Source organism: Liquorilactobacillus vini DSM 20605, assembly GCF_000255495.1.
Classification (GTDB): domain Bacteria; phylum Bacillota; class Bacilli; order Lactobacillales; family Lactobacillaceae; genus Liquorilactobacillus; species Liquorilactobacillus vini.
Window position 1 is genome coordinate 1 of sequence record NZ_AHYZ01000128.1, and the last position, 7,859, is coordinate 7,859.

At 37.5% G+C, this 7,859-nt stretch carries 10 protein-coding genes and 1 pseudogene; 5 read left to right on the plus strand and 6 right to left on the minus strand.

What is annotated here, in order from left to right; translation table 11 throughout:
- Positions 1–511 precede the first annotated feature (511 nt).
- The 3 genes from ON15_RS07325 to ON15_RS07335 are packed head-to-tail and all read left to right on the plus strand — an operon-like array spanning position 512 to position 3,154.
- Positions 512–886 carry a cupredoxin domain-containing protein gene (locus ON15_RS07325; RefSeq protein WP_010580842.1) on the plus strand — a complete coding sequence of 125 codons (375 nt, stop codon included), beginning with the start codon at positions 512–514 and terminating at the stop codon, positions 884–886.
- Positions 887–906: 20 nt separating this feature from the next.
- Positions 907–1,176, plus strand: a complete 270-nt coding sequence (locus ON15_RS07330; RefSeq protein WP_010580843.1) for a cupredoxin domain-containing protein — start codon at positions 907–909, stop codon at positions 1,174–1,176.
- 28 nt (positions 1,177–1,204) lie between these two features.
- A complete protein-coding gene (locus tag ON15_RS07335; RefSeq protein ID WP_010580844.1) occupies positions 1,205–3,154 on the plus strand; it encodes a copper-translocating P-type ATPase in 1,950 nt (649 codons plus the stop codon).
- A gap of 383 nt (positions 3,155–3,537) precedes the next feature.
- On the opposite strand, the gene ON15_RS11775 is transcribed toward ON15_RS07335, so the two are convergent.
- From ON15_RS11775 to ON15_RS07350, 5 genes are all read right to left on the minus strand, one after another.
- Positions 3,538–3,714 (minus strand): hypothetical protein, encoded by a 177-nt coding sequence (locus ON15_RS11775; protein WP_156397614.1) that lies wholly within the window; start codon positions 3,712–3,714, stop codon positions 3,538–3,540.
- Positions 3,715–3,716: 2 nt separating this feature from the next.
- Positions 3,717–4,085, minus strand: a complete 369-nt coding sequence (locus ON15_RS07340; protein ID WP_010580845.1) for a DUF488 domain-containing protein — start codon at positions 4,083–4,085, stop codon at positions 3,717–3,719.
- A 24-nt stretch (positions 4,086–4,109) separates the two neighbouring features.
- Positions 4,110–4,283 carry a hypothetical protein gene (locus ON15_RS12210; protein WP_328285377.1) on the minus strand — a complete coding sequence of 58 codons (174 nt, stop codon included), beginning with the start codon at positions 4,281–4,283 and terminating at the stop codon, positions 4,110–4,112.
- Positions 4,284–4,610: 327 nt separating this feature from the next.
- Complete coding sequence (locus ON15_RS07345; RefSeq protein WP_010580846.1) at positions 4,611–5,306, minus strand: VIT1/CCC1 transporter family protein; 696 nt, start codon at positions 5,304–5,306, stop codon at positions 4,611–4,613.
- Between the two features lie 4 nt (positions 5,307–5,310).
- On the minus strand, positions 5,311–5,985 hold the full coding sequence (locus tag ON15_RS07350) for a VIT1/CCC1 transporter family protein (protein WP_010580847.1): 675 nt from the start codon (positions 5,983–5,985) through the stop codon (positions 5,311–5,313).
- Between the two features lie 277 nt (positions 5,986–6,262).
- Between ON15_RS07350 and ON15_RS12315 the strand changes: the two are divergent.
- A pseudogene (locus ON15_RS12315) lies at positions 6,263–6,777 on the plus strand (cadmium resistance transporter).
- Between the two features lie 36 nt (positions 6,778–6,813).
- The gene (locus tag ON15_RS07360; protein ID WP_010580848.1) at positions 6,814–7,176 is read left to right on the plus strand and encodes an ArsR/SmtB family transcription factor; all 363 of its coding nucleotides are present in this window, start codon (positions 6,814–6,816) and stop codon (positions 7,174–7,176) included.
- A 13-nt stretch (positions 7,177–7,189) separates the two neighbouring features.
- Here the strand turns inward: ON15_RS07360 and ON15_RS07365 are convergent.
- A partial coding sequence (locus ON15_RS07365) for an ISL3 family transposase (RefSeq protein WP_026049536.1) occupies positions 7,190–7,859 on the minus strand: 670 nt, incomplete at its 5' end.

The window sequence follows — 7,859 nt, forward strand, 5'->3', positions numbered from 1 at the left end:
ATTAAGATTAAGTATAAAAAAATGCAGAAAATCTGGCAATTTTATTCCGCCGATTTCCTACATTTTATAACCGCCCTCTACATCTGCGATCAATAAGAAGATCCTTCCTCAATCGTTTCTAACTTTTAAAGCACTTTTAAAACAGTATCTTTATCCAATTTGTTGAATTAAAATTCTTTTCGAAAAAAAACTGCCAATTTGATAAATTATTTCTTCAATTACTATTACTATTTTAGATTTTTGGAGGAATCATTTTTCAGCGATCTTCAGTTCAGACTTGCTTAGCTTTCTCTTTTTCATTTACTGATTTTAAAAACTAATAAGCTACCAGTCACAGCTTTAAAAAAGTATTCTTCAAAATTATCCGTTACTGGAAAACAGACTATTTTGCTTTCAATTAAACTGAAGTAGCAACTAATCTAAATTTATTTATTGACTAAGCTGCCAATTGAGGATAGAATATATTTGTAACCAAGTTTACAAATGTAAACTAAAAAAGGAAGTGAGCTTGATGGTGGTTAAAGCTATTGTTTTACTTGGCGGATTAGCGCTGATTGGTTTTATTCTCTGGTGGTTTTTCGGCAAGCACCAAGTTTCCAGCGGCCATTCAGTTGTTAGTGACCAGCAGCAAACAGGATCGATCATCGTTGACGGCGGTTATAATCCGGCAGTTTTAACTTTAAAACAAGGGATCCCGGCAAAAATAGTTTTTCATCGCAAGGACCCATCATCTTGTTTGGAGAAAGTTGTTTTACCTGATTTTGGTATTATCCAGGAATTGCCGCAAAATAAAGATGTGACGATCCCAATCGACACGCAAAAAGCTGGCGTTTATAATTATGCTTGCGGAATGGACATGTTTCATGGAAAAATTATTATTAAATAATCTGAAAGAAGGAATCAATAATGTTTGGAAAAATTTCTAATGAAGTTAAAGTTACTGTTGATGGAGGTTACAAACCAGATCATTTCAAACTTAAAGCTGGCGTTCCAGCCAAGGTTACTTTTGTTCGTGTCAGTGATAAAGGCTGCACTCAACAGGTGATCTTCAATGGTGAAAAACGCGATTTACCGCTCAATCAGCCGATAACTTTTGAATTTACCCCAGCAGAAAAGGAAACGATCGATTGGTCTTGCGGCATGAAAATGGTTCACGGCAAATATGTTGTTAAATAAGTTTTAGTGAAAGAAAGGAAATGCCGCTATGTCAATCACCAAACGCTTTGTGATCGGTGTGATCGGCTCAGTGCCTTTACTGATCAATATGATTTTGGGCTTTTTCGGTCGGATGCTACCAGGCGGTGTCTGGACAGCATTTTTTTGCGGATCGCTTGTTTATTGGCTTTCAGGGATCTCGTTCTTGAAAACAGCGATTGCTTCATTTAAAAACCACCACGCCAATATGGACACACTAGTCGGTTTAGGGACTACGATTGCTTACCTGTACAGCGTGTATGCAATGTTTTTTTCACCAAAAAGCACGTATTTTGAAGCAGTGGCGATCGTCATCACTTTGGTTTTACTGGGTTCACTATTTGAAGAACGGATGAAATCACGGGCTTCAACAGCGGTCAAAGATTTAATGGGCCTGCAAGCCAAGAATGCTGCTGTCTGGCGGGATGGAAAATTCATAACTGTCCCGCTTGAACAAATCAAAGTCGGTGATCTGATTCAGGTCAAACCCGGTGAAAAGATCCCAACTGACGGTGTTATCAAAGACGGCAATTCAACGATCAATGAAGCAATGGTTACCGGCGAAGCCATGCCGGTTGCTAAACATGCAGGGGATCCAGTCATTGGGGCGACGATCAATACGACTGGCAGTTTTACTTTTACAGCTACAAAGGTAGGACAGGATACGCTGCTGGCACAGATCGCCGCAACTGTCAAACAAGCGCAAAGTTCGCGTGCTCCGATCCAACGGACAGTTGATAAAATTGCTAATGCTTTTGTACCACTGGTTTTGATCATTTCAATCTTGACCTTTTTGATTTGGTATGTCTTTTTAGATGCCAGCGTGGCAGATGCGCTGATTTTTGCTGTTTCAGTTATGATCATTGCCTGCCCATGTGCTTTAGGGATCGCAACTCCGACAGCACTGATGGTCGGAACCGGCCGCTCTGCTAAACTTGGTATCTTAATGAAGAGCGGTCAAGTCTTAGAAGCTGCCCATACAATTAGAACCGTTGTCTTTGATAAGACTGGGACGATTACGGTTGGCAAACCGCAAGTTACTGATATCTTTACTGAAAAATTCAGTCAGCAGAAAGTTTTACAGTTAGCGGCTGGTCTGGAACAGTTTTCGGAACATCCTTTAGCCCAAGCAATTACGACTGCAGCACGGCAGCAAAAGATCATCCCGGCGGCTGCCAAAAATTTTACATCGATCACTGGTAAAGGAGTTAAAGCATTAATTGCTGGTAAGCAAGTTTTTGTCGGCAATCAGCGCTTACTACAAACTTTCAAGATCTCAGCGCGTTTGCAAGCTAAAGCCCAAAGTTTGCAATCAGCTGCTAAAACAGTCGTTTTCGTCGGATATGAGCAAGAAATCATCGCTTTGCTCGGCATTCAAGACACACCAAAAACTACTTCGAGAGAAGCAATTGCTGATTTGAAAAAAATTGGCATCAAAACTGTCATGCTGACCGGTGACAGCCGCTTTGTAGCTCAAGCAATCGCTAAAAAAGTCGGTATCGATCAGGTGATTGCTGAAGTCTTGCCAGCTGATAAAGCCAAGCAGGTCAAAGAACTCGACGATCAAGCTCCAACTGCTTTTGTCGGTGATGGGATCAATGATGCTCCGGCATTGGCAGCTGCAACGATTGGAATCGCCATGGGTTCGGGAACTGATATTGCGATCGAATCCGGCGGGATCGTTTTAGTTAAAAATGATCTGCTGGATGTCGTGACCTCGCTGGTTTTAGCTAAAAAGACTTATGATCGAATCTTGCTTAATCTATTCTGGGCCTTTATTTACAATGTTATCGGTATCCCAATCGCAGCAGGCTTATTTAGTCATTTTGGTTTGACACTCAGTCCGGAAATTGCTGGACTGGCAATGGCATTAAGTTCAATCACTGTTGTCTTGAGTTCGTTGCTGCTTAATTTTGTTAAACTACCAACTAGAAAATTGGTTAATCACAAATTAGCTTAAGGTTAATGACAATTTTTTAAGATCAAACTAAATTTTAAAATAAAATTATTTAAAAAAATAGACTGAAAGAATTTCTTTCAGTCTATTTTTCCCTAATGACACTCTATTAGCCATTTATTTGCCCACTTAATGAACTTACCAATTGGTAATCTGCTTGAATACTCTTTTGCTTTTCTCCATCTTTTAAGTCAATAAATTTCCAAGCCAGCAGATTAACTGGCATTTTCAACTTTTAAACTAATCTTTGGACAACTATGATTTTCACTACTTTTTCAAGCCCAACAATATTAGCCTCCCAACTGATAGTTTTTAGCAAAGCCATATTTTTGAATAGCTGCTTATTCCAGTAGCATTTGGTAAAACTAAGTAAATTAGTCTAAGGTCTAAGTCTGGGTTAGGCCTCTCAGGTTGATCGATTTGTAGATAATCACTAACTTGGTAATTTTAGCTGTATTTGGAGCTCTGATCTGGCTTAAAACTTGTTTGAGCATCATCGCAGTGACGCCGGCTGGATTATGGCCGGCAAAAATTCCTAAACTTGCATGTCTAATCTTTCCCATCGCTAATTATGTTTTATTTGTCGTAAAGTAAATTCTTTTAAAACGACTGCTTGATTATGTTTTTCATCTTTAGCACCAAATAAGAAAATTACATCTTGTTTTTCTAATTGTCGTTTTACCAGCCGCAAAAAATCTTGGGTTGCTGGATTAGATTCTAATTCAGTAACGTATTTTTGTTTAAAATCTGGATACTTTGCTGGATCATGGCCAAACCACAAACGCAATTCTTTACTGGGCCCAATTTCTTTAAACCATTGATCAAGGTGCGCATTAACTTTGGAGATCCCTCGCGGCCATAAACGGTCAACTAATAAACGATAACCCGATAAATCAGCTGGCTTCTGATAAATCCTCTCTAATTTAATTTCCATCAAATCATGCTTCCTTTTATTCGATTAATTTTGCGACCCGGTCCCGCAGGTCTGGTAAAACTTGCTCTTCAAACCAAAAATTTTTTTTACCCAACCGTAATTTAAAGGTGACGGATGGACTAATGGCAGATATTTTGGCAGATAATGCTGATAATTTTTCACTGTTACTGTCAGCCGGGCTGAATTCGGCTGATGCAGATAAAAGTGCTGCGCATAACTGCCAACTAATAATGTTAACCTGACATTTGGCTCTGTTTTATGCCACTACCAGTTATTTAGGAGGGACTACTTTTAGCTTGGTTTGGAATTTTCTGCAGTCAATTGTTTTGAAACGACGAACAAGTTAAGTGCCATCAACAAATACCCTTTGCTTGGCTTTTGCAAACATAAAAGTTTTTTACTTCACTTTAAGTAGCCAGAAGCGAGCAAAGTCCGTTGAAATTAGTTTTATCAAATACCCTTGTTGAATGAATTGTTACTTCAAATTAATAGGGTATTTAAATATATTTTATTTGCTGACTTCTATTAAAGTAAAATTCCGATACAATAGTGGATAATCATGGTAACGATTCCGACGATCAAATTTCTGAAAATTGCAATCTTGGCAAGTCCATTGCCTAACTTAGCGCTTAAGTAACCGGTCAAAGAAACGGAAAAACAAACTGCTAAGATCGTTGCTTGCCATTTAAAGCTATCAGGGCTCAAAGTCATGGCAGCTAAAGGAAAAATCCCCCCCGCAGCAGCTGAAAAAAGGGATGAAAAAGCCGCATTCCACGGATTTAAATAACTGCCAAGTTTTAAATTGTATTTAACACTGATGATCGTTTCAAGCGGCTTTTTTCGCATCAGATCAAGGGCGATTCCCCGGGAAGTCTGCTCAGAAACGCCTTTCTTTTGATAAAAACTAACGACCTGATCCAGTTCCCTTGCAAAATCAGTCTTTAACAACTTCTGCTCGGTAATAACGGCCGCTTTTTCTGTATCTCTTTGCGTACTGACCGAGGCATATTCACCAGATGCCATCGAAAAAGCACAGGCAAGTAAATCAGCTAAACCGGCAATAAAAATTGTAAATTTATCAGTCGTAGCTACCGCCACACTGAATAAAACACCAACGACTGTTAAGATCCCGTCATTAGAACCCAAAACACCGGCTCTTAAAGTATTAAGCTTATCTGCCATTGATGGCTTTTTCTTTTCAATAATTGCTTTTTCTACCATAACATTACCTTCCTATTAGCACCCCAATCACGTAGGTCACCATCATCGTCAACATTCCCGAAACAACATTTCGAACAATGCCATGTTTCCAATTGGCATGACCCAGGATTGCAGCTGCCAAGCCGGTGATCGCCAGCGCAATAATTACCGCTAAAAACGTAGCAAAAATTCTAATTTTTACTGGAAAAAACAAAATAGCAACTAAAGGTAAAATCGAGCCAGTTGGAAATGAGATCATCGAAGCTAAGGCCGCTGCGTAAGGACTAGTAAACGATCGCGGGTCAAACCCATATTTTTCTCTGATTGTAGTTACCAGTGGAGCATTAGTCATCATTTCTTGGGTTGCTTTTTGTGCCAATTCTTTTTTGATACCTTGTTTTAAAAACTTATTTTCCACTAGCTGAAATTCTCTTTGAAAATCATTTTCTAAAGCTAGTTTCTGTTCAATTATCGCTTTTTTTTGTGAATCTTTTTGTGTATTGACTGAAACGTATTCTCCCATCGCCATCGAAACTGTCCCGGCCAACATACCAGAGATTCCAGATAAGAAAACGGCATAATTATTCGTTGTCGCACCAGCAACACCGATTACGATTCCTGCAACCGATAAGATACCATCATTGGCTCCCATAACGGCCGCACGCATTACATTTATTTTTTGCGCTAATGTATCTTTCATTTTCTTCCTTCTTAATTTAGAATTATTATAACCTAATAAATATTATATTCTAAAAAATCAAAAAAGCCAAGCTTATTAATAATAATTTTTCAACTACTGGATTTTTTCTATGACTAAGCCTATTATATGAAATAGACAATATATATCAATAATATCATATATATTTAATGACATATAAGATCAATTTAAATTAAAGAAGAAAAAATTATGAATTATTGGATCTTAACTTTAATTTTTATCAGTGTCAATTATCAGTGTCAATTTAGATTTCTTTTCCATGTTAATCTTTTTGGTAAAAAAATAAATTTTCCGTCAAGTAATGCTAGGCTATTTATTAGGAAATATTTTTTTATTAACTGTCAATTTCTTAGCTGGCAAACTGTTAGCGATGTTTATTCCTGAATGGCTACTGGGAATTTTAGGCATTCTGCCAATTCATCTGGCCTTGCGCACTGATCAAGCTAATGTTACTCAACGCAAATCATCAATTTTCAGTGTCTTAATTACTTACCTATCTGTTTATTCTGGCTGCAATCTTTCAATTTTTCTACCTAGTTTTATTGGGAAAAACTTCAGCTAAATTTTTGCTAGCCCTCTTACTTTATCGGTTTGTTAACGATTTTGGCCGTTATTTTAATCAAACTGGTCAGCAAGATTGCTTTGGTGGCAAACATAATTATAACTGAAAAGCATGGTGAAAAATTAATGAAAATCTGTTATCTAGCAACTGGGTTGTACGTCTTTTGGAATAGTGGTTTAATTACACATGTAATAGACCTGTCAAGGAATTAAAAAATAACTAAGATTATACTGGTTAAAGGAGACGTTATGAAAGATAATCCTAATTTGATCGATTCAATCCATCTTAAAGAAGTCCAACGTATTTTTAAATTGCTTAGCAACCCACACCGCTTGCAAATGCTTAAAATCTTAGAAAACAATCCAATGAAAGTCAATGATATTGCAGCGACTTTTAGCCTTGAGCAAACAGTTGTTTCCCATCAATTATCGATTTTAAAGCAACATCAGTTGGTAAATTCAACAAAAAGAGGAAGGTTTAACTATTACCAGTTAAACGATCCCCATATTCTTGATATTGTCAATGAAGCTTTAGGTCACGCCGATCATGTTATCCGCGGAAAAAAGCGGGTCTCCGTCAAATCGTATTGGTGGGACCATGAAGTCCTCTGAATAGGGGGCTTCTTTATTTTACAATTAAAAGAATTCTGGCATAAAAATGGTCCATATTTTTGAATCCATAACAGATCCGTTTAAGTGCTTTAATTTTGCGATTGATGCCTTCGATCGGCCCATTAGAAAGCGATGATTCACAGCTGTTTGAAACATATTTCAAATTTTTCTTCAGGGTTGTAATTGAAGTATCCATTGGTGAGCTTTGCTTTTGATAATTGTTCAAGGTAAGGCAGAGCTTTTTCACATCATGCTTTTTAAGTGATTCTTGAATTTGTTGTGCTGTTTCATAAACGTATTTCAGCTTTGGACTTGCACTAAGTCCTAAATCAATCAGATTCTGTTGCGTCATATATTCATTGATTCCTCTGAAGTATCGTGCTTTAGAATTATCAACTTTTTCTGCATCTTTATGAAACAAACGCCAATTGATTTTTAAAGCCTTATAGATACGGCTATGCTGATCGCTTTGTTGCTTTAAAATTGTAACCCTAAGCTGATCGAAAGCCCGATTTACCAATTGAACAATGTGAAAGCGATCAATAATGATTTTAGCATGCGGAAAAAGTCGTCTGATGAAAAGCTGGTAATTGGCATTTAAATCGATGACAACCGATTTGACAGCTGAACGTTCTTCTAAAGAATAGCGATTTTCAAAGTAAGCACAAATGTTTTTAGACAAA